The sequence below is a fragment of the Pseudomonas sp. B16(2017) genome (assembly GCF_002113205.1).
Lineage (GTDB): Bacteria > Pseudomonadota > Gammaproteobacteria > Pseudomonadales > Pseudomonadaceae > Aquipseudomonas > Aquipseudomonas pharyngis.
In genome coordinates, this window is record NZ_NEKA01000002.1 from 139,029 (window position 1) to 165,479 (window position 26,451).

Annotated in this window: 26 protein-coding genes; 14 read left to right on the forward strand and 12 right to left on the reverse strand. The window is 60.5% G+C overall.

The features are described from left to right. The first annotated feature begins 96 nt into the window (after nt 1-96). Complete coding sequence (locus CAG25_RS03380; protein ID WP_074689655.1) at nt 97-999, forward strand: LysR substrate-binding domain-containing protein; 903 nt, start codon at nt 97-99, stop codon at nt 997-999. A 98-nt stretch (nt 1,000-1,097) separates the two neighbouring features. Beyond that, a complete protein-coding gene (locus CAG25_RS03385) occupies nt 1,098-1,628 on the forward strand; it encodes a bacterioferritin (RefSeq protein ID WP_064593148.1) in 531 nt (176 codons plus the stop codon). 111 nt (nt 1,629-1,739) lie between these two features. Here the strand turns inward: CAG25_RS03385 and CAG25_RS03390 are convergent, their stop codons facing one another. Beyond that, nucleotides 1,740-3,815: an AsmA family protein gene (locus CAG25_RS03390; RefSeq protein ID WP_085611043.1), complete on the reverse strand. Its 2,076-nt coding sequence runs from the start codon at nt 3,813-3,815 to the stop codon at nt 1,740-1,742. A 380-nt stretch (nt 3,816-4,195) separates the two neighbouring features. Here CAG25_RS03390 and CAG25_RS03395 point away from each other — a divergent pair, with 380 nt between their 5' ends. The 7 genes from CAG25_RS03395 (at nt 4,196) to CAG25_RS03425 (ending at nt 9,300) form a co-directional block, all read left to right on the forward strand. Then, nucleotides 4,196-4,660 (forward strand): hypothetical protein, encoded by a 465-nt coding sequence (locus tag CAG25_RS03395; protein WP_064379127.1) that lies wholly within the window; start codon nt 4,196-4,198, stop codon nt 4,658-4,660. Between the two features lie 171 nt (nt 4,661-4,831). Beyond that, entirely contained in the window at nt 4,832-5,464 is a 633-nt protein-coding gene (locus CAG25_RS03400; RefSeq protein WP_039766718.1) for a TetR family transcriptional regulator, read from the forward strand. Nucleotides 5,465-5,663: 199 nt separating this feature from the next. Further along, a complete protein-coding gene (gene ureE / locus CAG25_RS03405; protein ID WP_011332214.1) occupies nt 5,664-6,164 on the forward strand; it encodes an urease accessory protein UreE in 501 nt (166 codons plus the stop codon). Next, nucleotides 6,161-6,835 carry an urease accessory protein UreF gene (locus CAG25_RS03410; RefSeq protein WP_085611044.1) on the forward strand — a complete coding sequence of 225 codons (675 nt, stop codon included), beginning with the start codon at nt 6,161-6,163 and terminating at the stop codon, nt 6,833-6,835. Before ureE ends, CAG25_RS03410 begins: the two co-directional genes overlap by 4 nt. Before the next feature lie 22 nt (nt 6,836-6,857). Beyond that, on the forward strand, nt 6,858-7,472 hold the full coding sequence (gene ureG, locus CAG25_RS03415; protein WP_007950645.1) for an urease accessory protein UreG: 615 nt from the start codon (nt 6,858-6,860) through the stop codon (nt 7,470-7,472). A 27-nt stretch (nt 7,473-7,499) separates the two neighbouring features. Further along, nucleotides 7,500-8,072 carry a HupE/UreJ family protein gene (locus CAG25_RS03420; protein WP_085611045.1) on the forward strand — a complete coding sequence of 191 codons (573 nt, stop codon included), beginning with the start codon at nt 7,500-7,502 and terminating at the stop codon, nt 8,070-8,072. 100 nt (nt 8,073-8,172) lie between these two features. Continuing rightward, nucleotides 8,173-9,300: an AGE family epimerase/isomerase gene (locus CAG25_RS03425; RefSeq protein WP_085611046.1), complete on the forward strand. Its 1,128-nt coding sequence runs from the start codon at nt 8,173-8,175 to the stop codon at nt 9,298-9,300. A 30-nt stretch (nt 9,301-9,330) separates the two neighbouring features. Here the strand turns inward: CAG25_RS03425 and CAG25_RS03430 are convergent, their stop codons facing one another. From CAG25_RS03430 to CAG25_RS03475, 9 genes are all read right to left on the reverse strand, one after another. Beyond that, nucleotides 9,331-10,236 carry a cation diffusion facilitator family transporter gene (locus CAG25_RS03430; protein ID WP_064593138.1) on the reverse strand — a complete coding sequence of 302 codons (906 nt, stop codon included), beginning with the start codon at nt 10,234-10,236 and terminating at the stop codon, nt 9,331-9,333. Nucleotides 10,237-10,366: 130 nt separating this feature from the next. Continuing rightward, the gene (locus CAG25_RS03435; protein WP_085611047.1) at nt 10,367-11,131 is read right to left on the reverse strand and encodes an SDR family oxidoreductase; all 765 of its coding nucleotides are present in this window, start codon (nt 11,129-11,131) and stop codon (nt 10,367-10,369) included. A 739-nt stretch (nt 11,132-11,870) separates the two neighbouring features. Continuing rightward, the gene (locus CAG25_RS03445) at nt 11,871-12,587 is read right to left on the reverse strand and encodes an ABC transporter ATP-binding protein (protein ID WP_011332208.1); all 717 of its coding nucleotides are present in this window, start codon (nt 12,585-12,587) and stop codon (nt 11,871-11,873) included. After that, nucleotides 12,584-13,456 carry an ATP-binding cassette domain-containing protein gene (locus tag CAG25_RS03450; RefSeq protein WP_064593137.1) on the reverse strand — a complete coding sequence of 291 codons (873 nt, stop codon included), beginning with the start codon at nt 13,454-13,456 and terminating at the stop codon, nt 12,584-12,586. Before CAG25_RS03450 ends, CAG25_RS03445 begins: the two co-directional genes overlap by 4 nt. Continuing rightward, nucleotides 13,453-14,754 (reverse strand): high-affinity branched-chain amino acid ABC transporter permease LivM, encoded by a 1,302-nt coding sequence (gene livM / locus CAG25_RS03455; protein WP_064593135.1) that lies wholly within the window; start codon nt 14,752-14,754, stop codon nt 13,453-13,455. Before livM ends, CAG25_RS03450 begins: the two co-directional genes overlap by 4 nt. Before the next feature lie 3 nt (nt 14,755-14,757). Next, the gene (locus CAG25_RS03460; RefSeq protein WP_039766704.1) at nt 14,758-15,672 is read right to left on the reverse strand and encodes a branched-chain amino acid ABC transporter permease; all 915 of its coding nucleotides are present in this window, start codon (nt 15,670-15,672) and stop codon (nt 14,758-14,760) included. A 229-nt stretch (nt 15,673-15,901) separates the two neighbouring features. Next, nucleotides 15,902-17,035 carry an ABC transporter substrate-binding protein gene (locus CAG25_RS03465; protein WP_039766703.1) on the reverse strand — a complete coding sequence of 378 codons (1,134 nt, stop codon included), beginning with the start codon at nt 17,033-17,035 and terminating at the stop codon, nt 15,902-15,904. A gap of 364 nt (nt 17,036-17,399) precedes the next feature. Then, nucleotides 17,400-18,683, reverse strand: coding sequence for an FAD-binding oxidoreductase (locus tag CAG25_RS03470; protein ID WP_039766701.1), 1,284 nt, complete (start codon nt 18,681-18,683; stop codon nt 17,400-17,402). A 156-nt stretch (nt 18,684-18,839) separates the two neighbouring features. Beyond that, complete coding sequence (locus CAG25_RS03475) at nt 18,840-20,330, reverse strand: aldehyde dehydrogenase family protein (RefSeq protein ID WP_085611048.1); 1,491 nt, start codon at nt 20,328-20,330, stop codon at nt 18,840-18,842. A gap of 161 nt (nt 20,331-20,491) precedes the next feature. Between CAG25_RS03475 and CAG25_RS03480 the strand changes: the two genes are divergently transcribed. The 3 genes from CAG25_RS03480 to nadE all read left to right on the forward strand — a co-directional run bounded on the left by CAG25_RS03480 (nt 20,492) and on the right by nadE (nt 23,565). Next, a complete protein-coding gene (locus tag CAG25_RS03480) occupies nt 20,492-21,391 on the forward strand; it encodes a LysR family transcriptional regulator (protein WP_085611049.1) in 900 nt (299 codons plus the stop codon). A gap of 118 nt (nt 21,392-21,509) precedes the next feature. Continuing rightward, nucleotides 21,510-22,733: a nicotinate phosphoribosyltransferase gene (pncB, locus tag CAG25_RS03485; protein ID WP_011332202.1), complete on the forward strand. Its 1,224-nt coding sequence runs from the start codon at nt 21,510-21,512 to the stop codon at nt 22,731-22,733. 4 nt (nt 22,734-22,737) lie between these two features. After that, nucleotides 22,738-23,565: an ammonia-dependent NAD(+) synthetase gene (gene nadE, locus CAG25_RS03490; protein ID WP_085611050.1), complete on the forward strand. Its 828-nt coding sequence runs from the start codon at nt 22,738-22,740 to the stop codon at nt 23,563-23,565. Nucleotides 23,566-23,641: 76 nt separating this feature from the next. On the opposite strand, the gene CAG25_RS03495 is transcribed toward nadE, so the two are convergent. Next, the gene (locus CAG25_RS03495; RefSeq protein WP_085611051.1) at nt 23,642-24,562 is read right to left on the reverse strand and encodes a hypothetical protein; all 921 of its coding nucleotides are present in this window, start codon (nt 24,560-24,562) and stop codon (nt 23,642-23,644) included. Between the two features lie 224 nt (nt 24,563-24,786). Continuing rightward, complete coding sequence (gene azu / locus CAG25_RS03500; protein ID WP_064593127.1) at nt 24,787-25,233, reverse strand: azurin; 447 nt, start codon at nt 25,231-25,233, stop codon at nt 24,787-24,789. A gap of 340 nt (nt 25,234-25,573) precedes the next feature. On the opposite strand from azu, the gene CAG25_RS03505 reads away from it, so the two are divergent. Then, nucleotides 25,574-26,161, forward strand: a complete 588-nt coding sequence (locus CAG25_RS03505; protein WP_064593125.1) for a TIGR00730 family Rossman fold protein — start codon at nt 25,574-25,576, stop codon at nt 26,159-26,161. Nucleotides 26,162-26,229: 68 nt separating this feature from the next. Further along, the gene (locus CAG25_RS03510; protein WP_064593122.1) at nt 26,230-26,412 is read left to right on the forward strand and encodes a hypothetical protein; all 183 of its coding nucleotides are present in this window, start codon (nt 26,230-26,232) and stop codon (nt 26,410-26,412) included. The last annotated feature ends 39 nt before the right edge of the window (nt 26,413-26,451 follow it).

Genomic DNA, 26,451 nt, shown 5'->3' on the forward strand with positions numbered 1-26,451 from the left:
TGAGTGACTGTGTGGCGCCAGATTGCAGGCATCACATCACCGCCTCAAATGAGCAAAAATCAGTCGGGATGAATTGATCTCATCCGTGGAGTTTTCATGTTCGCAGCCTTGCCCCTGACCGCCCTGCGCGCGTTCGAATCCGCCTCACGTCTGTTGAGTTTCAAGGCGGCCGCCGAAGAACTGGCGGTGACACCCACGGCGATTTCCCATCAGATCCGCTCGCTGGAGGACTGGCTCGGCGTGGCGCTGTTCGAACGCCTGCCGCGTCAGGTGCGCCTGACCGAGGGCGGCGAGCGGCTGTTTCGCAGCCTGCACGGCGCATTTCTGGAAGTGGCGCAAAGCGTCGACACCCTGCGCCCGCAACGTAGCGGCAGCAGCTTGACGCTGTCGACCACCGCCGCGTTTGCTGCGCTATGGCTGGTGCCGCGCCTGGGGCGGTTTTACGCCAGGCACCCGAACATCAATGTGCGCCTGGATACGCATTGCGAAGTCATCGACCTGCATCAGGACGCGAGCGTCGATCTGGTGTTGCGCTACAGCCTCGACGATTACCCGAACCTCTACGGGTTGTGCCTGTTCGATGAATCGTTCGGCGTGTACGGCTCGCCGGAACAGGTGGCGCTGGCCGCCCGTCGCACCCCGGCGCTGATCAGCGTGCATTGGCACAATTCGAAGCTATACGCCCACGGCTGGGAGGCCTGGTGCGCGCAGTCGGGCGAGAACTGGCTGAATCAGCACCCGGCCGTCCGCGAATACGACGAAGAGCATTACGCCCTGCAAGCGGCCATTGCCGGACAGGGGCTGGTGCTGGCGAGCAACATTCTGGTGTCGCAGAGCGTCGCCAGCGGTTTGCTGGTGCCGTACAAGGGCGAGGTCCAGGTCGATGGCGCCGGATACAGCGCACTTTGCGTACCGGGCCGCGAGCGGCACCCGCCGGTGAAGGCGTTTTTTGCCTGGCTGCGCGAGGAGGCATTGCTTTCGGGACATGCCCCGCGCTGAATCCGACAAAACTTTTTGCCGCGTTCATCACTCACAACCTGGTAACGATCACGTCAGCAGAACGTGACGCCAATCGGATTAGCCTCCAGGAGACTGAAATGAGTGACCTGCATTTGTCTGATGTTCAAACCCTGCGCGAGCGCGCACGACTGCATGTGGAAAATGGCGCGGTGACCGAAAGCTACAGCGCCAACCGTGAAGAAGTGCTGCGCCTGCTCAACGAGTCGCTGGCCACTGAACTGGTCTGCGTCTTGCGCTACAAGCGCCACTACTTCATGGCCAACGGCCTGAAAGCCAACGTCGCCGCCAACGAGTTCCTCGAGCACGCCACTCAGGAAGCCGAACACGCCGACCGTCTCGCCGAGCGCATCGTGCAACTGGGCGGCGAGCCGGAGTTCAACCCGGACTTGCTGTCGAAGATGTCCCACGCGCAATACGTGGCCGGCAATACCTTGAAGGAAATGGTCTACGAGGACCTGGTGGCCGAGCGGATCGCCATCGACAGCTACCGCGAGATCATCCAGTACATCGGTGAAAAGGACCCGACCACCCGCCGGATCTTCGAAGACATCCTGGCTCAGGAAGAAGAGCATGCCGATGACATGGCCGATATCCTGAAAGACCTCTGACTCCTCCAGATCCAATCGCGGGCAAGCCCGCTCCCACAGGTTCAGTGAAACGCTGTGGGAGCGGGCTTGGTCCGGGCGGCGATCCGACGAAGAGGCCCTGTCAATCACCGATCATTTTGTAGGTTTCACTGTGACGGGTGCCTTGCCCGACTTCATCTGCGCCAGCAACGGCGCGCACTGATTCGGCTCGCCGCCGCTCGGCGCCACCAGCGCCAGCAGCCCCGCCGCCGGCGCGGCGATCACGCCCAACGCCACCATCCCTGCCCCGCGCAACATCAACGGCACCGCTTTCACCCCGGCATCCGGCTTGATGAACTTGCCGCGTACATACAACGGCGAGCGCAGGGAAATCAGGCGCCAGCCCTTGGATTCCGGCGTCACCGTCAGATCCAGTTGCTCGGTGGCCATGTTCGCCGTGCCGTCGATGTAGATGATCGCGTTCTCGGTATCGAACACAAACAGCCGCGTACTGGCCAGGCCGGTCTTGATGTCGAAGTCCGCCGCCGCGCAGTTGATCTTCACTTCCTTGTCGCCAAAGATCTTGCCGACCACGTAGTTGCCGACGTTCAGGCCTGCCAGCTCCATCAACTCGCGACTGATGGCGCCGTCGTTGATCAGCATCTTCAGATTGCCGTTGGCACCGCCCAACAGCTTCGCCACCGAGTTGCCGCGACCGGCGATGTCGGCATCACCGTTAAGCTCGCCGAAACTGGTCTTCATCGGTTCGAAGGTCGGGAACAGCTGTTTGAGCTTGAACTTGCGCGCGGTCAATTTGGCCCGGCCTTCCAGTGGCTCGGTACGACCGTTGAGGCGAATCTGCGCATCGAGATTGCCGCCGGCCACACCGAAGCGCAGTGGCTCCAGACTCAGTTCGCCGTCGTTGAGTTTCAGGTGGGTATAGAGATCGGTGAAAGGCAGTTCTTCACTGTGGACGATGCGTTTGCCGGTGAATTCGACGTCGGCGTCCATGTCGCGCCAGCGCTCGGTCTTGAATTCTTCCACCGGCAACACCTTGTCCGCCGGCTGCTTGCTTTCGCCGCCACGGGCCTTCTGCTTGGCATTGGAGTCGGCACCGATCAGCGGCGCGAGGTCGGCAAACAACAGTTGATTGGACAGCAGCGCGCCACTCAGCTTGGGCCGTGGCTGGCTGGCGACGTAAGCCAGATCGCCATGGATGTCGCTGCTGCCGATCTTGCCGTTGAACTGTTCGTAGCGGAACTGCGCGCCGCCCGGCTCATGCAGCTTGGCGATCAAATGGCCGTCGGTGGCATAAGGCGGGGTGTCCGGTAGGGTCACGCCGGTCAGCGGATACAGATTGCCGAGGCTGGCGCCCGCCAGTTTCAGGCGCAGGTCGAGGGCGCCGAGATTCAGCGGATCGGTCAGGGTGCCGGCGAGTTCGATGCTGGTATCGCCGATCTTCGCCTGGGCCTGCAACGGGAACGGTTTGCTCGCGTCCTGTAGCGCCAGCAGGCCGCCGATCTTGCCCTGGCCGGCAAGTTTCTGGCCGTGGTACTGGCCGGTGACTTTCAGGCCGAAGGCGTAATCCTGAGGTGCGCCGCCCTTGTCCTGCGCGGTTTTCGCGGCTTTGTCGCCGACGATGTCGCTGAACGGAATCGGCTTGCCCAGCGGATCGATCAGCAAGTCGAGGTTGGTCCTGAGGGTCTGGTCATCCAGGGTGACGTGGCCCTTGTCGAAACCGATGGCGCCGATGTCGACCACCCAGTTCGAGGGCTCGGTGTTCGGGTCCTTGGGATCGAACTTGAAGGTCCAGTTGGCGCGACCGTCGGCCAGGCGCTGCAATTGCGCGTTCGGCTCAGTCAGGTCGATCCGCGGGATCGTCACCCGTTGCGCCAGCAAGGCCAGTGGCGAGATGCGCAGCTCGACCCGTTTGAGGGTGACCATCTGCGGCTGTTTCGACCAGTCCGGATTGCCCAGCGTCAGGTCTTCGGCCACCACATGCGGCCACGGCACCCAGGCGCGCCAGCCGCCCTCGTCGAGTTCACGCCGCCAAACCACCGACAGGTTGCCGTTGATGGCGAACGGTCGATGCAATTCTTCCGAGACTTTGGCATTGAGCGGCGGCTTGATCCGGTTCCAGTCGAAAAACACGATGACCAACACCAGCACCGCCAGAAGCAGCACAAGGGTGGCGAAGGTCCAGGCGAAGATTTTACGGGTGCGCGTCATGCACAAAGCTCCTGAAGACGACTGCATCCATTGGCACGACGCAGCTGAAACGGCAGGCCATGATGGCCCTCATGAAATCTGTGACTGACAAACAGCCCGCAGGTTTAATCCAAAGCCCCAGCGAGGGGAAAAAACGGTCGCCATTCTGACCGATCGGTCGAATTGGCGTTACCGCCCCGCACATTTGCGGGGCGCAAGTGGGTGGAAAATACCCACCGCAGTGCAAAACCGCCCGCCTGAAACGCCCGAGCTAGAGCCTCCCAATGGAACAATCAATTCTGTTGATTATTACCATTGTGTTTATGAACTTTTATATCGACTTATCGAGAGTAGCATTAGCTTCGTACCCACTTTATCGCCCTCCCAAGGAGCAACCCATCATGAAACGCCAACTTCTGTTCAGTCTTACCCTCTCGATGCTGGCCAGCACCGCTTTCGCTCTGCCAGCTGCCGATCAAGCGACTCCGCAAGTCAAAACCAGCCACTCGGTGTTCAGCCAGACCGTTGCTGCTGATGGCTCGGACCGCACTCCACAAGGCCAGACCCTGGCTGAAAACGGTCGTAACCGTCTGGAAGAAAAAGGCCTGGTTCAAGATGGCTATGACAAAACCCCACAAGGTCAAACCGTAGCTGAAGGCGGTCGCGATCGTCTGGAAGAGAAAGGTCTGGTTCAAGACGGTTCGGATCGCACTCCACAAGGTCAAACCCTGGCCTCTGACGGCGGCGACCGTACCCCACAAGGCCAGACCCTGGCATCGGACGGTGGCGACCGTACCCCACAAGGTCAAACCCTGGCCGAAGGCGGTGGTGACCGTGTGATCGAACGCAACAGCGCTTTGAGCTAAGCCCATGGTGGCCTGGAAAAAAAGCCCAATCCCCGGATTGGGCTTTTGACTTTTCAGCAGCCTGTATAAAGAAGTCGCGATTTCCCGCCTCCATCTCCCCTGCCGTTCGACGCCGACAAAGCCGATTTGCTAGAGTGCGGCGCTTGTCTTGCCTAAGAACACACCCTTGCGATGCTGCCCCGCGCCGAACAGAAACAACAGACCCGCAACGCCCTGATGGACGCTGCCCGCCACCTGATGGAAAGCGGCCGAGGATTCGGCAGCCTGAGCCTGCGTGAAGTGACGAAAACCGCCGGCATCGTGCCAACCGGTTTCTACCGCCATTTCGCCGACATGGACGAACTCGGCCTGGTGCTGGTCAGTGAAGTCGGCCAGACCTTCCGCGAAACCATCCGCCTGGTCCGCCACAACGAATTCGTCATGGGCGGCATCATCGATGCGTCGGTGCGGATCTTCCTCGACGTGGTCAGCGCCAACCGTTCGCAATTCCTGTTTCTGGCCCGCGAGCAGTACGGCGGATCGTTGCCGGTGCGTCAGGCCATCGGCCGCTTGCGTGAAGACATCAGCTCCGACCTGGCGGCGGACCTGGCCCTGATGCCCAAGCTTCAGCATCTGAATCGCGATGGCCTGAGCGTGATGGCCGACCTGATCGTCAAATCGGTGTTCGCCACCCTGCCGGACATCATCGACCCGCCCGCCGAAGCTCTGCCGGAGCATCTGACGCCACAGGCGAAGATCACCCAGCAGTTGCGCTTTATCTTTATCGGGCTGAAGCACTGGCAAGGGCTCGGCAGTACCGAATAGTTCTCCTCCAGATCCCACACGGGCTCCTGTGTCACAGCTCACATTTGGTGCATGTAAAAAACTTCATGCACCAAAACATCTCACAATCCTGCAACATCTTGAAACATCCACTACGCTCCGACAGGGTTTTCCTACATCTCGTCCGATTGGCAAGCCCCTTGCTCTAGCCTGAGCATTGTCCACTGCTGGAAGCTTTCCGATGCTGGTGATTCACCGCAGAATCGACCCCCAACCCGTCTGGGCCGCCGAGTTGCACCTGACCTTCGAAGCCAGGAGCAAAAGCCGCTTGCGCTGTTTCAGTGCCGAAGGCGAGGACGTCGGACTGTTTCTGGAGCGCGGTCAGCCGCCGCTGTATGACGGTGAGTGCCTGCAAGCCGAAGATGGCCGGATCGTCCGGGTCTGCGCCCGCCCCGAACAATTGCTGCACGTCACCTGCGCCAATGCTTTCGAACTGACCCGCGCCGCCTATCACCTGGGCAATCGCCATGTGGCGCTGCAAGTCGGTGACGGCTGGCTGCGGCTACTCGACGATTACGTGCTCAAGGCGATGCTTGAACAACTGGGCGCGCAGGTCGAATCGATCGAAGCACCCTTTCAGCCCGAGCACGGCGCCTATGGCGGCGGCCATCACCATTCGCGGCACGGCGACGAAGACTTCAACTACGCGCCGAAACTCCATCAGTTCGGCGTCCGTTTGTGAACCCGGCCTGGGCGCTGCTGCGCCTGGCCAGTCCGCAATTGCCGATTGGCGGCTACAGCTATTCCCAGGGCCTGGAAATGGCGGTGGATAACGGCCGCGTCGACAGCCAGGACAGCGCCCGTCGCTGGATCAGCGATCAATTGCTGCTCAACCTCGCGCGGTTCGAAGCGCCCATGCTGCTCGCCCATTGCCAGGCCGCCGCGGACGAACACTGGGAAGAATTGCGCAAGCTCTGCGAAAGCCATCGCGCCAGCCGCGAAACCCGCGAACTGCATCTGGAGAGCCGGCAGATGGGCTACTCGTTGCAGCAATTGCTCAACGGCTTGCCCGAGCTCGATCAGGCCGCGCGGGACTTCCTTGAACACTGCACCGAACCGCATCTGGCCCTGTGCTGGGCTCTGGCCGCGCGCGCCTGGCAGATCAGCCCGCAGGACGCCCTCGCCGCGTGGCTGTGGAGCTGGCTGGAAAACCAGCTCGCGGTGCTGATGAAAACCCTGCCGCTGGGCCAGCAAGCCGCCCAGCGCCTGACCAGCGAACTGCTGCCGCTGCTGCAACAGGCGCAGCAGGACGCCACCCGAATCAATCCCGAACACCTCGGCAGCGCCGCGTTCGGTCTGTCCCTGGCATGCATGGCCCATGAGCGCCAGTACAGCCGTCTGTTCCGTTCCTAGGGCCTTTTATCTGGAGAAGCACATGAACACACAACCCCTGCGCGTCGGCATTGGCGGCCCGGTCGGTTCCGGCAAGACCGCGTTGACCCTGGCCCTGTGCCTGGCCCTGCGCGAGCGCTACAACCTGGCTGTAGTCACGAACGACATCTATACCCGCGAAGACGCCGACTTTCTGGTGCGCAACGAAGCCCTGGCGCCGGAACGCATCATCGGCGTGGAAACCGGCGGCTGCCCGCACACGGCGATCCGCGAGGACGCCTCGATCAACCTCGAAGCGGTGGATCAACTGAACCGACGTTTTCCGGGGCTGGACCTGATTCTGGTGGAGTCCGGTGGCGACAACCTTTCCGCGACCTTCAGCCCGGAACTGTCCGACCTGACCATCTACGTGATCGACGTTTCGGCCGGCGACAAGCTGCCGCGCAAGGGCGGGCCCGGCATTTGCAAATCCGACCTGCTGGTAATCAACAAGATCGACCTTGCGCCGCTGGTCGGCGCCTCGCTGGAGATGATGAACAGCGACACCCAACGCATGCGCAACGGCAAGCCGTTCGTGTTCAGCAACCAGAAAACCGGTCAGGGCCTGGAAGACATCATCGCCTTCATCGAACGCCAGGGCCTGCTGACTGCAGCCTGATTCACTGCTCAACAAGGAAGCTTATCCATGACACTCAAACGTATTCTCGGCGCCGTCGCGCTGCTGCTGACTCCGGCCCTGGCCTTCGCCCACCCTGGCCACGGCGACTCTGGCCTGGTGGCCGGCATCAGCCACCCGATCGGCGGTCTCGACCATTTGCTGGCAATGCTGGCCGTCGGCCTGTGGGCCGCGCAGCAGCAAGGCGCCGCACGCTGGGCGCTGCCATGCACCTTTGTCGGCACCATGCTGATCGGTGGCCTGCTCGGCTTTGAAGGGCTGGAATTGCCGGCGCTGGAAAGCGGGATTGCCGCCTCGGTGCTGGCGCTGGGTCTGGCGGTGGCGCTGGCGGTGCGTCCACCACTGATGATGGCGGTGGCGGCGACGGCGCTGTTTGCGCTGTTCCACGGCGTGGCCCACGGCCTCGAGTTGCCGGACATGTCGAGCCCTTGGGCGTATGCCGCCGGTTTCGTGGTCGCGACCGCGGCGCTGCACGCAGCGGGTTATGCGGTCGTGCGTTTTCTGCCTCAGGCGGCCGCGCCGCTGGTTCGACTGGCCGGAGCGGCTTCGGCAGTGACAGGCGCGTGGTTGCTGGCCGGCTGAACTGCACCTCTGATCGTTCCCGCGCATGGCGCGGGAACGATCGATCGCCACTCTCTGCTACCATGTCGCGCAATCGCCCCTGCCGTGACGACGTCCGCCCATGCCCCACGCTTCCCGCTCCACCTCCCTGCCTGAACTGACCGCCCTGTTCGGCGAAGTGCAACAGCACTTTCTGAACGTGATCGTGCCCCTCTGGCAAGGACCGGGCTGGAACGCCGACATGGCGTTGCCTTACGAGGCGCTGGACGCCGCGCATCAGCCGCTGCCACCGCAGCGCTATCGGGCCATGGCCTGCGCACGGCAGCTGTACCTGTTTTCCAGCCTGATCGGGGTTGTGGATAACGCCGAAATCCGCGCGGCTGCACTGTTCCGCTCCCTGCAACGGCACTTCCACGATGCCGAGCACGGCGGCTGGTTCTACAGCATCGATCCGCAGGGCAAACCGCTGGATCAGCGCAAGGATCTCTACACCCACGCCTTCATCCTGTTCGCTTGCGCGCATTACTGGGAAAAATCCCGCGAGCCCTTGGTGGAATCGACGCTCAACGCTGCGCTGGAAGTGATCGGCCGGCGCTTCGCAACGGGCGACGGCCTCTACGAAGCCTGCCTTGATCGCGACTGGATCACGCTGGAAACCGGCCCGCTGCAAAATCCGCTGATGCACCTGGCCGAAGCCTTCCTGGCCACCTTGGCGGTGCGCGAAGATCCGCAGACCCGGCAGGCGCTGAGCGAGTTATGCACAGCCATGCACAAGCGCTTCATCGAATCGCAACAGGGCGTGTTGATGGAAAAGCCGCTGGGGGCTGTGGATAACTGGTTTGAACCGGGGCATCAGTTCGAATGGTATTTCCTGCTCGAATCCTCACCGCTGCTACGCGGCTCGAAGCTGCACGCGGCACTGGATCGTGCGTTTGCCTTCACCGAACAACAGGGCGTCGAGGCCGACACCGGTGCGGTGCTGGCCATGCTTGATCCGCAAGGACACGGGAAGGATTCGACCCAGCGCATCTGGGCCCAGGCCGAATACCTGCGCGCCCTGACCTTGCGCCCGAACAGCGAGAGCGCGGTGCGGCGCCAGTTGCAGGCGTTGCAAGAGCGCTTTCTGCATGCCGGCGGCTGGCACGAGTGCCGTGACGATCAGGGCGAGGTCAGCCGCAAGGACATGCCGTCGACCACGCCGTATCATTTGGCGACCTGCTATCGCGGCATCGCCGACTATCTGAGCTGACGTCGTGGCGAGCCCGCGCGCCCGCACAAGTCAAGCAATCCACTTCCTGTCGCCAGTGAAGCTGATGGTCAGCCAGCGCGCCGCATCCGGTTTGCCCAGCTTCGCGGAAATCTCTTCACGCAGCACATCCAACTGCCCGACGCTCTGCAGCCGGTAGTCCGCTGGCAACACCACATGAATCTCGATGAACCGCGCCCGCCCGTGCTTCTGCACGTAGGACACGTAGTCGTCGAAACCATGCTCGACCTTGGCCGCGTCCATCACCTGGCGCACCTGATCGTCCAGCGTGTCCGGCGCAATGCCGAGCACGTCCCGCAACGCCGGGCCGAGGATCTTGAAGGCCGGCGGCAGCATGGTCAGGGCCAGCACGATCAGGATCAGCGGGTCGACAAATTTCGCCCACTCGCCGTAACCCTGGGACTGGAGCAACAGCGCCGCGAGGAAACTGATCAGCAGGCCCACCGACAGCATCGCGTCCACCAGCCAACTGATGTTGTCGAACTGGATCAGGCTCGACTTGAGCGTGCGATTACGGTGGCGCACATAGAAGAAGTAGGCGAACTCGACAACGGTGAACACCGCCGCGTAGATGATCACCAGGCCCAGTTCGATTTCACGTCCGCCATTGATGATGCCGAACACACCGTTGAGAAACGCGTAAATGGCGATCAGCAGCAGGAAACTGCCCTCGATCAGCAGCACCATCGGCTCCAGGTGCCAGAAACCGAACTGGAAACGCTGGTTGCTTTGCTTGGCGATCAGCTTCGCGGTGATCAGCATCAGGACTTTGATGAAGGTGGCGATCAGCGAAAAAAAGCCATCGAACAGGATGGACTGGGAACCCGAAACAAAACCGGTGACGATTCCGGCGACCGACACGGCCAACATTAGAAGGGTGGATTGTTTGAGCAGCGACTGCTCACCTCGGTTACTCACTTTGACTCCTCGAAAAACCTTGAAAACCGCAGGGTGCGGTGGGGTTGTTGAGGAGTGAGTCTACCTTACTGCCAGAATTTGGCCGATTTGCCCTCTTCGCCAGCAGATTGGCGAAGAGGGCAACACCGTATCAGGCCTTGTTACGCTCGATGGCAAAACCCGCCCAGGTCTGACTCACCGGCATCAGTTCCAGGCTGTTGACGTTGATGTGCGCCGGCGCGTTCAGCACCCAGAAGATGGTCTCGGCGATGTCCTGCGGCTGGATCGGCTCGGCACCGGCGTAGGTGGCATCGTAACGCGCCTGATCGCCGGCGAAACGCACCAGCGAGAACTCGCTCTCGCACAGGCCCGGCTCGATGTTGCTGACGCGCACGCCAGTGCCCTGCAGATCGCAACGCAGGTTCAGCGAGAACTGTTTGACGAAGGCCTTGGTCGCGCCGTAAACGTGGCTGCCCGGGTACGGGTAGTTACCGGCGATGGAACCGAGGTTGATGATGCCGGCCCCACGACCGTGGGCGATCAGGCGAGGCAGCAACAGGCGAGTGCTGTACATCAGACCTTTGACGTTGGTGTCGACCATGGTGTCCCAATCATCGAGGTCGCACTTCGGTGCAGGGTCCACGCCCAGCGCCAGGCCGGCGTTATTGATCAGGCCGCGCAGCTTGGCGAACGATGGCGGCAGGTTGGCAATCGCCTCTTCCATCGCCTTGCGATCACGCACGTCCAGCACCAGACCATGTACTTCGGTCTGCTTCGACAGCTCGGCGCACAGCGCGTTGAGGCGTTCTTCACGACGACCGGTCAGCACCAGTTTCCAGCCGGCCTCGGCAAAACGACGGGCACAGGCTTCACCAAAACCGGAGGTCGCGCCGGTGATAAACAGGGTGTTGGACATCGTGTTCTCCTTGCTTCGGCCGCCGGGGCGGCCATTGGAATAGAAAATCAGCGGGCAGCATGCCCGGCCCCGCTTTAACCGGCAACCATCGAATCCTGCTCATTAATTGATCAACGGCCGCTACGCCATACGCGCCGTGGCCTGTAGCCATGTGCACGCAAGTTATCCACAAGCCCTTCCACAGTTTCCGGGGGCAAGTGGAAAAGCGCAAAGCCGCGCCCCACAAGGCTTTGCGGGTGATCTGGAAAGTTTTTTTCTTGACCCTGAACAACCAGTTGTGCCGGGCAGGGCATTTTGCACGACCGGCCGGTCATGCCCATGATTGCGCGAGGCCAGCAATTACGGCCCTCAGCCGAGTCTTTCCAGAGTTTAATCACAGACTTATCCACAGGATTGACCACAACGATCTGCACCTTTTTGTACCCTATAAAAAAGGTTGACAAACAGGCCTGCCCTTCAGCAAAAATACACTGCTCAAAAAACAACCACACCCCTGAAAGCCTCGGTTTACAAGGCTTTCAGCGAGCCACACCCACGTTATTCACAGCCAGCTCCACAGCAAACGGGGACAAGTCAAAACTGTGGAAAAACAGCCATTTGCAGCGTCTATATGTCGCGCTTTGGCAGGTTGGCAATTTTGTTTTCCACAATTTCCCGAATGTGTCTTTCTTCGGTGAACAGGCAGGCGCAAAAAAGCCCCGACACTTTCGCATCGAGGCTTGTGGACAACTTCAACCGATCAGTGACCGCCGAGGTAAGCGTTACGCACCTCCTCGTTCACCAGCAGTTCCTGGCCGGTTCCCGTCAGGCGGATCTCGCCGTTGACCATCACGTATGCCCGGTCGGACAGCTTCAACGCATGATTGGCGTTCTGCTCGACGAGGAAAATGGTCATGCCGGTTTTCGCCAGTTCCCGCAGGGTGGCGAAGATCTGTTTGACCACGATCGGCGCCAGCCCCAGGCTTGGCTCATCCAGCAGCAACAGCTTGGGCCGGCTCATCAAGGCCCGGGCGATGGCGAGCATCTGCTGCTCGCCGCCGGACATGGTCATGGCCCGCTGATTACGGCGCTCCTCGAGCCGCGGGAACAGCTCGAACATGCGCTGCATGTCTTCCTTGGCGTACTTGTCGCCGATCGGAATGGTGCCCATCAGCAGGTTTTCCTCGACGGTCATGTCGGGGAACACCCGCCGCCCTTCCGGCGACTGCGCGATGCCGTTTGAGGCGATGTAGTGCGATGACTTGTGGGTAATGTCCACGCCTTGATAGAGGATCTGCCCGCCCGCTGCCCTTGGCTGGCCGAAAATCGACATCAGCAGCGTGGATTTGCCGGCACCGTTGGAGCCGATCAGGCTGACGGTTTCCCCTTCGTTGATCTGCAGCGAAACACCTTTGAGGGCCTGGATCGGGCCGTAGAACACGTCCAGATCCTTGAGTTCGAGGATGGGTTGCGTCATACGACTTCCTCTTCGTCGGCGCCCAGGTAAGCGGCGATCACTTTCGGATCGTTACGAATGGCATCCGGTCCGCCCTCGGCGATGACGATGCCGTGGTCCAGCACCACGATGTGATCGGAAATGCTCATTACCATGCCCATGTCGTGTTCGATCAGCACCACGGTCAGATCGTGCTCGTCGCGCAGCAGCCGGATCATCGCGCTCAGCGCTTCGGTTTCCTGAGGGTTGAGGCCGGCGGCCGGTTCGTCGAGGCAGATGATCTGCGGCCGCGTGCACATGGCCCGGGCGATCTCCAGACGCCGTTGCTGGCCGTAGGAAAGCTCACCGGCCAGACGGTTGGCGCAGTCCACCAGATCCACCACTTCCAGCCAGTAGAACGCGCAGTCCAGCGCGTCGCTTTCGGCCTTGCGATAGCCCTTGGTGTTGAGGATGCCGGCCAGCATGTTGCGGTTGACCCACATGTGCTGGGCCACCAGCAGGTTCTCCAGCACCGACATTTCCTTGAACAGGCGAATGTTCTGGAACGTCCGGGCCAGGCCCGCGCGGTTCACCAGGTGGGTGCCGCCGAACATCTTGTAGTACAGGCGACTGGCGAAGTTTTTCGGCGAGACGAAGTCGGTCGGCTTGAACGATTCGCCCAGCAGCTGAATGACGTTGGTCTGCCGGCCGCGCACGTTGAGTTCGATCTTGCCGCCGGAGGCCTTGTAGAACCCGGTCAGGCAGTTGAACACTGTGGTCTTGCCGGCGCCGTTGGGGCCGATCAGGGCGAAGATCGAGTTGCGTTTGACCTTCAGGCTGACATCGCTCAAGGCCTTGATGCCACCGAAATGCATCATCAGTTTTTCAACAGAGAGTACGACTTCACTCATGGCGCAGTCCTCTCATAGTGAATGGCACCTTTGCGTGGAGTGACCCCGGTACGGCTGATGCGGATCAGCCCGCGAGGTCGCCAGATCATCATCAACACCATCAGGATCCCGAACAGCAGCACGCGGTATTCGGCGAAGCCGCGCAGCAGTTCCGGAGCAACCGTCAGCACGAACGCTGCAATCACCACACCGATGGTCGAGCCCATGCCGCCGAGCACCACGATGGCGAGGATCAGCGCCGATTCGAAGAAGGTGAACGAGGTCGGGTTGACAAAGCCTTGATAGGTGGCGAAGAACACACCCGCCAGACCTGCCGTCGACGCACCGATGGTGAACGCCGAGAGCTTGACCAGCACGTGGTTGAGGCCCATCGAGCGGCAGGCGATCTCGTCTTCACGCAGGGCTTCCCAGGCGCGGCCGACCGGCATCTTCACCAGGCGATGCTTGATGTACAGCACGGCCAGTACCACCAGGAACAGCACCGCATAGATGAAGTAGTACTTCACGTCCGGGTTGTAGGCGATGCCGAAGAACTCGTGGAACGGCACCCCGCCATCCTTCGCCCGCTTGCCGAATTCCAGACCGAAGAAGGTCGGCAGTGGCGCCGGCATGCCGTTCGGGCCACCGGTCAGGGACAGCCAGTTGTTGAGCACCAGACGAATGATTTCACCGAAGCCCAGGGTCACGATCGCCAGGTAGTCGCCGTGCAGGCGCAGTACCGGGAAACCGAGGATGCAACCGGCAAGGCCAGCGGTGATCGCCGCCAGTGGCAGCACGGTCCAGAAGCCCAGGCCGAGATACTGATACCCGAGCGCCAGACCATAGGCGCCGATGGCGTAGAACGCCACGTAACCCAGGTCGAGCAGGCCGGCCAGGCCTACCACGATGTTCAGTCCCAGCCCCAGCAGCACGTAGATCAAACCAAGGATGACCACGCCCAGCAGGTAGGAGTTGGAGAAGAACGGCAACGCCACGGCGATGGCAATCATCAGCGGGATGATCCAGCGCAGGCGCGATTTGTAGTCCGGGGCCAGCACATGTACGCCGGAACCGGTGCTCTCGAATCCGTCGAGAATGCGCAGGCCCTTCGGGGTTTGCAGGAACAGACTGAGGGCAAACCGGCCGGCCATGACGATGGCAATGATCCACGCCACGCGGGTCGGTTCGAGGTTGAAGCTGTAGCCGTCGAGTACGACGCCGACGATCGGCCCGAACACGATCAGGGCGATCAGACCGGCGAGAATCGCCTCAACCAGGCTTTTTTTGACATCAATGGATTTTGCAGTGGTTGAAGACATCGCTTACACCTTCGACACAAGAGGACGGCCCAGCAGGCCCTGAGGCCGGAAGACCAGAACAAGTACGAGCAGCGAGAAGCTGAACACGTCTTTGTAGTCGGAGTTGACCAGGCCCGAGAACAGCGACTCGGAGATCCCGAGGATGATCCCGCCGAGCATGGCGCCAGGCAGCGAACCGATCCCGCCCAGTACTGCCGCGGTAAATGCCTTGATGCCGATGATGAAGCCGGCATAGAAGTCGAAGGTGCCGTAGTTCATGGTGATCAGCACGCCGGCCAACGCCGCCATGGCCGCACCGATGATGAACACGTAGGAAATCACTCGGTCGGTGTTGATGCCGAGGATCGAAGCCATTTTGCGGTCCTGCTGGGTCGCACGGCACATGCGCCCGAGCTTGGTGTACTTGATGACATAGGTCAGCAGTCCCATGCCGACGAATGCGGCCACCAGGATGAAGACTTTGGTGTAGGTCAGCTGCACGAAGCCGGTACCGACTTCGACTCGCCATGCACCGGTCAGCAGGGTGGGAACGCCCTGTTGTTTGGCGCCTTGGGCGATCTGTGCGTAGTTCTGCAGGATCAGGGAGATGCCGATGGCGCTGATCAACGGTGCCAGTCGGGTGGAGTTGCGCAGGGGTTTGTAAGCGACTCGCTCGATGACCCAGCCATACACCGCCGTGATCACGATGGTGAATACCAGGGTGCCGAGCATCAGCAGCGGGAAGGATTCAATACCGAAGTAAGCCAGCAGAGCCAGACTGATTGCCGCCAGGTAAGCAGAAATCATGTAAACCTCGCCGTGGGCGAAGTTGATCATGCCGATGATGCCGTAGACCATTGTGTAGCCGATGGCGATCAGGCCATAGACCGACCCGAGGGTCAGGCCGTTGACCAGTTGCTGCAGGAAAATACCATCCATAACGCAATCTCACGCAGTGAGAACCTGCACACCCTGAGGCGCGCGGTTCTTCTAGGAAAAATACAGATTTACGTCGGAGCAATGTCAGACAGGAAACCGCAGCCCCCTTGTGGGAGCTGGCTTGCCAGCGATAGCGTTAGAACATTCAACAAAGTTGTCGACTGTCAGGCCGTCATCGCGGGCAAGCCCGCTCCCACAGGGAATGTGGCGCCCGGTTGATCAGGTGCCGTTATTTCTGTTTTTCCAGCTGGTGATATTTGCCGTCCTTGTCCCACTGGTAGACCACGTAGTCGGAGACCTTAAGGTCGCCTTTGGAATCCCAGGTCTTCTCGCCCATGACGGTCTTGACCGGGTTTTTCTTCAGCCAGGCAGCGGCCTCCTCGCCCTTGTTCGACTTGGCGCCGTTGAAGGCGGCGGCCAGGGTCTGAACCGATGCATAGGCGTACAGGGTGTAGCCTTCAGGCTCGGTGCCAGCCTTGCGGAATGCATCTACCACGGTCTTGCTGTCTGGCAGCAGGCGTGGGTCGGCACCGAAGGTCATCAGCACGCCGTCGACGAACTGCGGGCCACCGGCGGTGGTCACCAGTTCGTCGGTCACGATGCCGTCGTCGGACATGAACTTGACGTCTTTCAGGCCTTGTTCACGCAGTTGGCGAACCAGCGGGCCGGCTTCCGGGTGCAGGCCGCCGAAGTAGACGACATCGGCACCGGCGCCACGGATCTTGGTGACGATGGTGCTGAAATCTTTTTCGCCACGGGTCAGGCCTTCGTACAGCACTGGCTTCACGCCGCGTTTTTCCAGCTGAGCCTTGGTCGCGTCGGCCAGGCCTTGACCGTAGGTGTCCTTGTCGTGCAGCACGACGACTTTCTTGCCCTTGAGCACGTCGACGATGTAATCGCCGGCGACGATGCCTTGCTGGTCGTCACGGCCGCACATACGGAACATGGCGCTCAGGCCGCGCTCGGTCACTTGCGGGTTGGTGGAACCCGGCGTGATGGCGATGATCCCGGCTTCGTCGTAGATCTCGGACGCAGGAATGGTGGAGGACGAGCAGAAGTGACCGACCACACCGGCGACTTTCTGGTTGGTGAGGTCCTTGGCGACCGTCACCGCCTGTTTCGGCTCGCAAGCGTCATCGCCCTTGACCAGGACGATCTTCTCCCCGTTGACGCCGCCCGCCGCGTTGACCGCGTCGGCCGCCGCTTGTGCCCCTTTCATGTATTGCTCGCCAAATGCCGCGTTGGCGCCCGTCATCGGACCCGCCACACCGATTTTCACATCAGCTTGTGCAAACGCAGAAACACCCAGCGCAGTAGCCACTGCGAGGGCCAGAAAGCCTTTCTTGTAAAACGTCTGGGACATGAGGTGGTGCTCCAAGGTTTTTTTTAGTTGGCACTGCGACTTCACTTGAATGCTCAGAGCAAGGGCCGTGCCATCGGTTTTTTATTCTTCAAAAAGTCGCTGCTTTCTTGTTATTTCGACTGTTTCGTTCCCATTTTCATTGGGCGTGCAACCGTCTAAACCGCGGAAGGTGAAACCATTTATTTTTTCAGGCGCAACCCGCACGCGCCATCATTGCAACCGCGGCGCCAAACGACGTGCAACCAGCCTGTAACAGCCCGCGTCACCGAACTGCACACTGCTGGTGCGGGACTGCTACAACCCGCACCATTACAGGCTAGTCGCTACATCGAAAAGCGCCGCTTCCGGCAACATATTTCAACACTCAGATGACGATCCGCAGGCACTGGCCCGCGTGATACAGCGAGAACCCGGCCTCGTACAGACAACTGCGCAAGCCAACTCCCGCCAGCGGCTGCATCGGTGCGAACGGAATCGGCAATGCCTGAGGATTTCCGTTACACAGGTAATCGGCGAAGGCCTTGCCGACCACGGTGCCGGTAGTCACGCCCCGGCCGTTGTAACCGGTGACGGCCACCAGTCCCGGCGCCGGTTCGAACAGGCGCATCAAATGATCAGGGGTGAACGCGATGCGCCCGGTCCAGGTGCATTCCCACTCCACGGGTTTCAGATTGGGGAAGTAATGCTGCTGCACCCGGTCGGCCCAGGCCTTGAGGAACCATGTCGGTTTCTGATTGCCGTTGCCGAGGCTGCCCAGCAACAAACGCCCGTCCTTGTCGCGGCGGATGCTGCTCAGCACCTGACGGGTATCCCACGAGCCCTGCCCGCCCGGGAGGATTTCCTGGGCAGCGTCTTCAGTCAACGGCACCGAAGCGACCTGATAGTAGTAACCGGGGAAGAAATTGCGCTTGAGTTCGGTCCAGTCGCCTTCGGTGTAGGCGTTGGAGGCGATCACCACTTGTTCGGCCAGCACCGAACCCTGCTCGGTCTGCACCGACCATTTCTGCCCTTGCCGTTCAAGACGCGCGACCGGGGAGTGATCGAACATCTGCCCGCCAAGGCTGATGACAGCGTTGGCCAGGCCGGTAACGTAGGCCATCGGATTGAGCGTGCCGGCGCGCCGGTCGAGCAGCGCGGCAGCAATCTTTTGCGTGCCGGTCGCCTGTTCACAGGCCTTGCCGGTCAGCAGTTCGACCGGCGCACCGCGGCGCTTCCACTGTTCCTCGCGACTGCGCAGATCCGCTTCCCCTTTGGCGTTGTGCGCCATGTGCAGGGTGCCCTCGCGGCGCAACTGGCAATCGATGTTGTATTTATCCACAAGGCTGAACACCAGCGCCGGCGCCGCACCGAGCATGCGGTTGAGCTGACTGCCGACCGCCTCGCCGAACCCGGCCTCGATCTCGTCCGGCGGAATCCACATCCCGGCGTTGACCAGCCCGACGTTGCGCCCGGAGCCGCCATGCCCCGCGCGATGGGCTTCGAGCACACAGACGCTCTTGCCCTTTTCCAACAGATGCAGCGCCGCCGACAGTCCGGTGAACCCGGCGCCGATCACGCAGACATCGACTTTGACCTCGCCCCTGAGCGCCGTGTTATCCGGTCGTTGCGGCGTGAGTTTTTCCCACAGACATTCTTCGCGTAACGGCATTGCCAGACTCCAACAGAAACCTAACAAACACTGCATACCCTGTGGGAGCGGGCTTGCCCGCGATTGCGTCAGTCCAGTCAGGGGTTAGTTGGCTGAAAGATTGCTATCGCGGGCAAGCCCGCTCCCACAGGTTTCTTCGTCGCATCGATTACTCTGTCAATCGAACGTAATGCCCTGCGCCAGCGGCAACTCCAGCGAGTAGTTCACGGTATTGGTCTGCCGGCGCATGTACGCGCGCCATGCATCCGAGCCCGACTCACGACCACCGCCCGTCTCTTTCTCGCCACCAAACGCGCCGCCGATTTCCGCGCCGCTCGGGCCGATGTTGACGTTGGCGATGCCGCAGTCGCTGCCGACCGCCGACATGAATTTCTCGGCCTCGCGCACATCGGTGGTGAAGATGCACGACGACAACCCTTGCGGCACGGCGTTGTTCAGACGCAGCGCCTCTTCGAATTCGCTGTAACCGACCACGTACAGGATCGGTGCGAAAGTCTCGCTGCACACCACGTCGCTCTGCTCCGGCATTTCAACGATGGCCGGCGACACGTAGTAGGCGTTAGGGAATTGGTCTTCGAGCTGGCGCTTGCCGCCGAACACCCGACCGCCCTCGCTCAACGCCTGCTCCAGCGCGTCCTGCATGTTTTCGAAGCTGTGCTTGTCGATCAGCGGGCCGATCAGGTTGCCTTCCAGCGGGTGGCCGATGCGGACTTTGGAGTACGCGGCTTTGAGGCGGGTGACAATTTCTTCTTTCACCGATTCATGGGCGATCAGGCGCCGCAACGTGGTGCAACGCTGACCGGCGGTGCCGACGGCGCTGAACAGAATGGCGCGCACGGCCATGTCCAGATCGGCGCTCGGGCCGAGGATCATCGCGTTGTTGCCGCCCAGTTCGAGAATGCTGCGGGCGAAACGCGCGGCGACTTTCGGCGCCACTTCGCGGCCCATGCGGGTGCTGCCGGTAGCGCTGATCAGCGCAACACGCGGGTCATCGACCAGCGCTTCGCCGGCATCGCGGCCGCCGATGATCACCTGGCTCAGGTGCGTCGGGGCATCGCTGAAATTCTTCAGTACGCGCTCGAACAGCGCCTGACAGGCCAGCGCGGTCAGCGGGGTTTTCTCCGACGGTTTCCACACTACCGGGTTGCCGCAGACCAGCGCCAGCGTGGTGTTCCACGCCCACACCGCCACCGGGAAGTTGAACGCGCTGATCACGCCGACCACGCCCAGCGGGTGCCAGGTTTCACGCATGTGGTGGCCCGGACGCTCGGAAGCGATGGTCAAGCCGTACAACTGACGCGACAGGCCGACGGCGAAATCGCAGATGTCGATCATCTCCTGCACTTCACCGAGGCCTTCCTGGGTGATCTTGCCCGCTTCCCAGGACACCAGTTCGCCGAGTTCGGTCTTGTATTCCCGCAGCACTTCGCCGAACTGACGCACCAGTTCGCCACGACGCGGGGCCGGCACCTTGCGCCAATGTTCGAACGCATGATCTGCGCGACTGATGTGCTGCTCGACTTCGGCCGGGCCTTCCCAGTTCACGGCGCCGATGCGGCTGCCGTCGATGGGCGAATGCACCGGCACTTTGCCGTTCTGGTACAGGGCCGGGTTCACACCTAGACGATCAAGCAATGCGGCAACCATGGGTCACTCCTCAAGCAAAAAACTGAATGTGTGCGGGCGCGTTTTCACGACCGGGCAGACCTTTAGTTGTAGCGTCAGGAAGGCTGTGCAACAAACGACCTTTACGCGAGATATCATTCCGTTTATTCATGCTGCGCAGAAAGACAAGAAAAGGATCGCCCATGCTGAACAAACGCCACTTGCCGTCGATCACCGCGTTGCAGTGCTTCGAGGCTGTGACCCGGCACCTGAGTTTCACCCGGGCCGCCGAGGAGCTGAACCTGACCCAGAGCGCCGTCAGCAAACAGGTGGCGCAGCTCGAGGAATTGCTGCAGCACTTGTTGTTCCGTCGCGTACGCCGCCGTTTGCAGATGACCCCGGCCGGCGATCTGTACCTGGTGGAAGTCAGAAAAATCCTGACCCAGGTCGAGATGTCGACCCATTACCTGCGTTCCTACGGCGGCGAAACCGAAGTCCTGCGCGTCTCTACGCCCTCGACCTTCGGCGCTCGCTGGCTGGTGCCACGCCTCAAGGGCTGGCGCCTGCGTCACCCGTCGATTCACCTGGACCTGTGCAACGAGCAGGAGGCCGATGACCTGCTGCAAGGGCGCAGCGACCTGGCGTTCTATTTCGGCCAGGGTTCACGCCCCGGCACCGAATGCCTGAAGCTGTTCGGCGAAGAGCTGGTGCCAGTCTGCGCGCCGAGCAGCCTCCCAGACATTCCGTTGACTGATCCAACGCAACTCACCGATCTGGTCCTGCTGCAGAATGCTTCCCGCCCGCAAGCGTGGCACGACTGGTTCGACAGCCAGGGCTACCAGACCGAACACAGCTACCACGGCCCGCGCTTCGAAACCTTTTATATGTGCATCCGCGCCGCCCAGGTCGGCTGCGGCGTCGCCCTGCTGCCGAGGTTTTTGGTGGAAGAGGAATTGGCCGACGGCAAACTGGTCATTCCCTGGCAGCATGCAATGCCCAGCACCGACGCCTATTACCTGGCCTACCCGGAACACGCGGCAGAAGTGCCCAAGGTGCGGGATTTCGTGAAGTGGATGCTGGAGCAGATCGACAGTCCGGTTTGAAGTTGTATTCAGTCCCTGTGGCGGTCAAAAAATCGCTGGCAATCCCCACCCCGGATATGCGCCACTAGCGCCATTGATTGATACCGCGCCAACGCGCGGTCCGCCTGGAGACCCCTTTATGAGCGAGAGTGTGTTTGCCGATCGCATCGTGCAGAACCTGCTCGACACCGACTTCTACAAACTGACGATGATGCAGGCGGTGCTGCACAACTACCCCAACGTCGAAGTCGAATGGGAGTTCCGTTGCCGTAACAGTGAGGATCTGCGCCCTTATCTGGCGGAGATCCGCTTCCAGGTCGAGCGTCTGGCCGAGTTGAGCCTGAGCGCCGATCAGTTGAGTTTTCTCGAGCGCATCTCGTTCCTCAAGCCGGATTTCCTGCGGTTCCTCGGTCTGTTCCGTTTCAACCTGCGCTACCTGCACACCGGCATCGAGAACGGCGAGTTGTTCATCCGCCTGCGCGGGCCGTGGCTGCACGTGATTCTGTTTGAAGTGCCGCTGCTGGCGATCGTCAGCGAAGTGCGCAACCGCTATCGCTACCGTGAAACGGTGCTGGAACAGGCCCGCGAACAGCTGTATCGCAAATTCGACTGGCTGACCGCCAATGCTTCGGCCGAAGAACTGTCGCAGTTGCAGGTCGCCGATTTCGGCACACGCCGGCGGTTTTCCTACCGTGTGCAGGAAGAAGTGGTGAACGTGCTCAAGCACGATTTCCCCGGTCGTTTCGTCGGCACCAGCAACGTGCACCTGTCCCGCGAACTGGACATGAAACCGCTGGGCACCATGGCTCATGAGTGGATCATGGCCCACCAGCAACTCGGTCCACGGCTGATCGACAGCCAGATCGCCGCCCTCGACTGCTGGGTTCGCGAGTATCGCGGCCTGCTGGGGATCGCCCTCACAGACTGCATCACTACCGATGCCTTCCTCGGCGATTTCGATCTGTTCTTCGCCAAGCTGTTCGACGGTCTGCGCCACGACTCCGGGGACCCGGTGCTGTGGGGCGAAAAATGCATCGCCCACTATCACAAGCTCGGCATCGACCCGATGAGCAAGACGTTGGTGTTCTCCGACAGCCTGACCCTGCCCAAGTCGCTGGAGATCTTCCGGGCCCTGCGCGGCCGGATCAACGTCAGCTTCGGCATCGGCACCAACCTGACCTGTGACATTCCGGGTGTCGAACCGATGAGCATCGTGCTTAAAATGACCGCCTGCAACGGCCAACCGGTGGCGAAGATCTCCGACGAGCCGGGCAAGACCCACTGCAAAGACCCGAATTTCGTCGCCTACTTGCGACACGTTTTCCAGGTTCCTGCCGTTTCCAGCCTTTCCAGCAAGGAGTGAATTCATGCAAGCCGTACAGCGTGAGATTGCTGAACAGCTCAACGTTCAGCCGCCGTTCGCCGATTACCAGGCCCTCGAAGCGGAAGTCGCCCGACGCATCACCTTCATCCAGGACTGCCTGACCAATTCCGGACTCAAGACCCTGGTGCTGGGCATCAGCGGCGGGGTCGATTCGCTGACCGCAGGCCTGCTGGCCCAGCGCGCCATGCGTGAACTGCGCGAGCGCACCGGTGACGAGGCCTACAAGTTCATCGCCGTGCGCCTGCCGTACGACGTGCAGTTCGATGAACATGACGCCCAGGCCTCGGTGGACTTCATCGCCCCGGACGAACGCCACACCGTCAACATCGGCCCGGCAGTAAAGTCCCTGGCCAGCGAAGTCGCAGCCTTCGAAGGCAAGCACGCGGTGTCGGTGGATTTCGTGCTCGGCAACACCAAAGCGCGGATGCGCATGGTCGCCCAGTACACCATCGCCGGCGCAGCCCATGGTCTGGTGATCGGCACCGACCACGCGGCGGAAGCGGTGATGGGTTTCTTCACCAAGTTCGGTGACGGTGCCTGCGACCTGGCCCCGCTCAGCGGTCTGGTGAAAAACCAGGTCCGGGCCATCGCCCGCAGCTTCGGCGCACCGGAATCGCTGGTTGAAAAAGTGCCGACGGCGGATCTGGAAGACCTGTCGCCGGGCAAGCCGGACGAGGCCTCCCACGGCGTGACCTACGCCGAGATCGACGCGTTCCTGCACGGCGAGCCGGTGCGTCAGGAAGCGTTCGACATCATCGTCAACACTTACAAAAAGACTCATCACAAGCGGGTCATGCCGTTTGCGCCGTAATTGGTGAGTGAATGAAGAAGCCCGCTGAGGCGTGATCCTCAGCGGGCTTTTCTTTGAACAGGATTCAATGGCAAATTTAACGGGCTTTTGCCGGAACCACCCTGAATGCCCAAGGGGACGAGATTCGACCAGCAGCAGTTATCGTTCTAATGGTGTGAACCTTTTCAGCCAGATTCGAAATCTTAGCCGTGTAGATTCCATTCGAGTCGGCCGTGAATGGAGCCAGGTCGTTCTCGTAGTCGACTATTTTTCCTTTTTCACCTGGGTTTGCCGTACCGACAACCGTTACCGTTGTAGCGGTCGTTTGCTCGTGATTGCCGATAAATTCCCCGTTATCTCCCAGGAGAAACTGGATGGTTACCGGCACGGAGTTCACAACTAGAATGATCCAGGGTCTGGATTCAACACCATCGCTTCCTATCACTGTGAAGCTATGCGCCCCTACTGACAGTCCGTTCAGCACAGCACTCCAGTGCGAATTTGCATCGATGTTCAGTCTGCCTACAAGAATTCCGTAATCCAAAAGCACGACTGTTGTATTTGGCTCTCCCTCGCCTACAAAGCTCAGATCGACAAACGTAGTGCTTCCACCATTTTCGATGACGTCTCCGTTGGGATCGTTTATCCACACAATTGCGGCGTGCAGGGGCAGTTCCATGTGAACGATGTATGGATCAGACACCTGCCCGTCGGTGGTTTCCACGGCGTAGACATGCGGCCCGTTTTTCTGATCTGTAATGATCAAACTAAAGTGGCCATTGTTATCAACATTTACCGGGGAATGCGCAGGGGCACCGTTGTCGAAAAGCTGCGCCGTTTGATTGGGAGCAGCGGAACCAACAAAAGACAAATCTGGATTTGTGCTGACCCCGCCATTTTCGATGGTTTTACCATTGCCATTGGTAACTGTCTCAATGACGGTTCCGCTTGTCACATTACTTCTGTTCGGATCCTGAACCAACGTACGCTGCTGGGGTAATTTCTCTTGATCGGTCATACGAAAACTCCTTTTTCGGAATGGATGCGCACAGTCATCTGAGCGCCCCCTCATTCGAGGCTTCTTCGAAATCCGCGTCTACTGTCAGAAATTACAGGTTCGAGGGTAATTCAGACCAACGGCCATGATTAGAGAATGAGGCAATAGGTGCCGATTTGATCAACAGAAAAAAACGCCGCTGCAATCACTTGCAGCGGCGTTTTTCGTGTTACGTGTGAGCCGTATTACTTGAGGGTCACGGTGCCTTTCATCATCGAGATGTGGCCCGGGAACGAGCAGAAGAAGCCGTATTTCTCGTCAGCCTTGAGCTTGGACACGTCGAAGGTCACCGAGTCGGTTTCCTTGGCGCCGATGATCTTGGTGTGAGCGATAACGCGCTCGTCACCGTCCTTCAGGTAGTTCTTGTCGATGCCGGCGGCCAGGCCGTCGGTGGCGATCGGCTGCATGTCGGCTTCTTTGCTGATCACCAGGTTATGGCCCATGACGTTTTTCGGCAGGCTGCCGGAGTGGGTCAGCTCGACGGTGAAGGTCTTGCAGCTCTTGTCGATTTCGATGGCCTTGGTGTTGAAGGACATCTGGTCGGTGGAGTCAACGGTGGTTTTGCACTCGGCAGCCATCAATTGGCTGCTGGCCAGCGCCAGCAGGGATACCGCAACAACTTTGGAAAACATGGTGAATCTCCAAGGCAGGGTTAACAAAACACGAATGGTTGGAAGACTGCCTGAAATCTTCGCAAGTTCCTATGACTTGAGTCAAAAATTGTATACAACTTCCAGGCTATGACACTCATCGAAACAATCTAACAGCCAGACGTTTGGCCGGGCCGTATCTTCAGGGCTCGACACTCATCTGGAGCATCCGTCATGTCCTTCAACAGCCTGTTGTGCAGTCTGCTCGCTGCTTACGCCTGTGGCGCCAGCGGTACCTGTGAAACCCCGAAACGCGAAGTCTAGCCCTTGGATCAAGACGTGCCAGCCATTACCCTGTGACCGATTGACCCAGGAGGAAGGCATGTCTCTCACATCCGTTTGTGTATTTTGCGGTGCCAACGCCGGCACCACTCCGGCGTACACCGAAGCCGCCATCGCCCTCGGCACAGCTATCGCCGAGCGTAAGCTGACGCTGGTCTACGGCGGTGGCGCTGTCGGCCTGATGGGGATTGTCGCCGACGCTGCACTGGCGGCCGGCGGCGAAGTGATCGGCATCATCCCGCAGAGCCTGATGGACAAGGAAATCGGTCACAAGAGCCTGACGCGCCTGGAAGTGGTCGACGGCATGCACGCCCGCAAGGCGCGGATGGCCGAACTCAGCGATGCATTCATCGCCCTGCCCGGTGGCCTCGGCACCCTGGAAGAGTTGTTCGAAGTCTGGACCTGGGGCCAGCTCGGCTACCACGGCAAGCCGCTGGGCCTGCTGGAAGTGAACGGTTTCTACAGCAAACTCACTGCATTTCTCGATCACATCGTCGGCGAAGGCTTCGTTCGTGCGCCGCACCGTGACATGCTGCAAGTGAGTGAATCGCCGCAAACGCTGCTCGAGGCTCTCGACCACTGGAAGCCCACCGTCACGCCCAAGTGGGTCGACCAGAAACCCGATTAACCGCCGGGCACCGATACAGGGCAGAATACGCGCCGCTCAACCTCACCTTCGACCCCAGAGGATCGCCCATGGCCAAACCCAATTACTCCTTCGCCAAACGTCAACGTGACTTGGCCAAGGAACAGAAGAAAGAGGAAAAGCTTCAGCGCAAGAAACAGATGGCTGAAGAGGCGGCACTGAACCCTGACGGTGAAGTGGCGACTGAAGATGATGATGTTGAGACACCGAAAGACCCGGCGCCCGACGCCTGAGCAAATTGCTGAAACCTTGAACACAATCCCTGTGGGAGC

What these genes read in the sequence shown, in the direction of transcription:
- CAG25_RS03380 (WP_074689655.1), top strand. Translation starts at nt 97, where the DNA reads ATGTTCGCAGCCTTGCCCCTGACCGCCCTGCGCGCGTTCGAATCCGCC.
- CAG25_RS03385 (WP_064593148.1), top strand. Translation starts at nt 1,098, where the DNA reads ATGAGTGACCTGCATTTGTCTGATGTTCAAACCCTGCGCGAGCGCGCA.
- CAG25_RS03390 (WP_085611043.1), bottom strand. Translation starts at nt 3,815, where the DNA reads ATGACGCGCACCCGTAAAATCTTCGCCTGGACCTTCGCCACCCTTGTG.
- CAG25_RS03395 (WP_064379127.1), top strand. Translation starts at nt 4,196, where the DNA reads ATGAAACGCCAACTTCTGTTCAGTCTTACCCTCTCGATGCTGGCCAGC.
- CAG25_RS03400 (WP_039766718.1), top strand. Translation starts at nt 4,832, where the DNA reads ATGCTGCCCCGCGCCGAACAGAAACAACAGACCCGCAACGCCCTGATG.
- ureE (WP_011332214.1), top strand. Translation starts at nt 5,664, where the DNA reads ATGCTGGTGATTCACCGCAGAATCGACCCCCAACCCGTCTGGGCCGCC.
- ureG (WP_007950645.1), top strand. Translation starts at nt 6,858, where the DNA reads ATGAACACACAACCCCTGCGCGTCGGCATTGGCGGCCCGGTCGGTTCC.
- CAG25_RS03420 (WP_085611045.1), top strand. Translation starts at nt 7,500, where the DNA reads ATGACACTCAAACGTATTCTCGGCGCCGTCGCGCTGCTGCTGACTCCG.
- CAG25_RS03425 (WP_085611046.1), top strand. Translation starts at nt 8,173, where the DNA reads ATGCCCCACGCTTCCCGCTCCACCTCCCTGCCTGAACTGACCGCCCTG.
- CAG25_RS03435 (WP_085611047.1), bottom strand. Translation starts at nt 11,131, where the DNA reads ATGTCCAACACCCTGTTTATCACCGGCGCGACCTCCGGTTTTGGTGAA.
- CAG25_RS03445 (WP_011332208.1), bottom strand. Translation starts at nt 12,587, where the DNA reads ATGACGCAACCCATCCTCGAACTCAAGGATCTGGACGTGTTCTACGGC.
- CAG25_RS03450 (WP_064593137.1), bottom strand. Translation starts at nt 13,456, where the DNA reads ATGAGTGAAGTCGTACTCTCTGTTGAAAAACTGATGATGCATTTCGGT.
- livM (WP_064593135.1), bottom strand. Translation starts at nt 14,754, where the DNA reads ATGTCTTCAACCACTGCAAAATCCATTGATGTCAAAAAAAGCCTGGTT.
- CAG25_RS03460 (WP_039766704.1), bottom strand. Translation starts at nt 15,672, where the DNA reads ATGGATGGTATTTTCCTGCAGCAACTGGTCAACGGCCTGACCCTCGGG.
- CAG25_RS03465 (WP_039766703.1), bottom strand. Translation starts at nt 17,035, where the DNA reads ATGTCCCAGACGTTTTACAAGAAAGGCTTTCTGGCCCTCGCAGTGGCT.
- CAG25_RS03470 (WP_039766701.1), bottom strand. Translation starts at nt 18,683, where the DNA reads ATGCCGTTACGCGAAGAATGTCTGTGGGAAAAACTCACGCCGCAACGA.
- CAG25_RS03475 (WP_085611048.1), bottom strand. Translation starts at nt 20,330, where the DNA reads ATGGTTGCCGCATTGCTTGATCGTCTAGGTGTGAACCCGGCCCTGTAC.
- CAG25_RS03480 (WP_085611049.1), top strand. Translation starts at nt 20,492, where the DNA reads ATGCTGAACAAACGCCACTTGCCGTCGATCACCGCGTTGCAGTGCTTC.
- pncB (WP_011332202.1), top strand. Translation starts at nt 21,510, where the DNA reads ATGAGCGAGAGTGTGTTTGCCGATCGCATCGTGCAGAACCTGCTCGAC.
- nadE (WP_085611050.1), top strand. Translation starts at nt 22,738, where the DNA reads ATGCAAGCCGTACAGCGTGAGATTGCTGAACAGCTCAACGTTCAGCCG.
- CAG25_RS03495 (WP_085611051.1), bottom strand. Translation starts at nt 24,562, where the DNA reads ATGACCGATCAAGAGAAATTACCCCAGCAGCGTACGTTGGTTCAGGAT.
- azu (WP_064593127.1), bottom strand. Translation starts at nt 25,233, where the DNA reads ATGTTTTCCAAAGTTGTTGCGGTATCCCTGCTGGCGCTGGCCAGCAGC.
- CAG25_RS03505 (WP_064593125.1), top strand. Translation starts at nt 25,574, where the DNA reads ATGTCTCTCACATCCGTTTGTGTATTTTGCGGTGCCAACGCCGGCACC.
- CAG25_RS03510 (WP_064593122.1), top strand. Translation starts at nt 26,230, where the DNA reads ATGGCCAAACCCAATTACTCCTTCGCCAAACGTCAACGTGACTTGGCC.